The sequence below is a fragment of the Absiella sp. AM29-15 genome (assembly GCF_003434225.1).
Taxonomy (GTDB): Bacteria; Bacillota_I; Bacilli_A; order Erysipelotrichales; family Erysipelotrichaceae; genus Hoskinsella; species Hoskinsella hominis.
This window is the reverse complement of the sequence record NZ_QVFL01000054.1, coordinates 1-722: the sequence shown is the minus strand read 5'-3', so window position 1 is coordinate 722 and position 722 is coordinate 1. Positions and strand designations below refer to the sequence as shown.

Genomic DNA, 722 nt, shown 5'->3' with positions numbered 1-722 from the left:
CGCTGGTGTTCTTTGAGATACCGCTGCATGGCAGGGCTGAAAGCCAGCTTGAACCTGCCGCTTCTGTAAATTTCCATCGCTTCTGCCCACATCTGCTCGATATAGGCTCTGGAAGCGGCTTCGTCCTCCAAAATGTGAACCTCGGCTTGCTCCGGGTACACCATGACGGGGATAAAGCGGCGGTTGCCGGAACGGTCAAGGGGCAGGAAGTCAAGGGCATTGGAAGTGCCGCCAAACACGCACTGACGGGGGCGGTCTGCTGGGTGGGTTTCATAGGGTATCTTGTAAACCTCTTTCTGTCGGCTTAAAAATGACTTGATTTCCTCAATGCTCTTGGCGTTGGCGGTTGCCATCATTTCCGACATTTCGATAATCCAGTGACCTTGCAGCTTACGGTACACATTGTCATCGTCCAGCTTCCGCAAATCATCGGAGAACCACTCGTCCCGGACTGCCAGCAGACGGAAGAAGGTGGACTTTCCAGCCCCCTGACCGCCTACCAGACAAAGCATGATTTCAAACTTGCACCCCGGCTGAAAGGCTCGTGAGATTGCACCCAGCAGGAACAGCTTCAACGCTTCATAGGTGTAATCGTCTGCGTCAGCCCCCAGAAAGTGCCGCAGACAGAAACGGATTCGTTCTGTCCCGTCCCACACAAGGGCACTTAGGTAGTCCCGGATGGGATGGTACTTGTTTTCATTCGCCACAATCCCGATGGCATT

The 722-nt window shown here is 54.0% G+C and carries 1 protein-coding gene; it reads right to left on the bottom strand.

The features are described from left to right. Nucleotides 1-722 (bottom strand): virulence-associated E family protein (locus DW761_RS20885; RefSeq protein ID WP_233513156.1); only part of this gene is annotated, 722 nt, incomplete at both ends.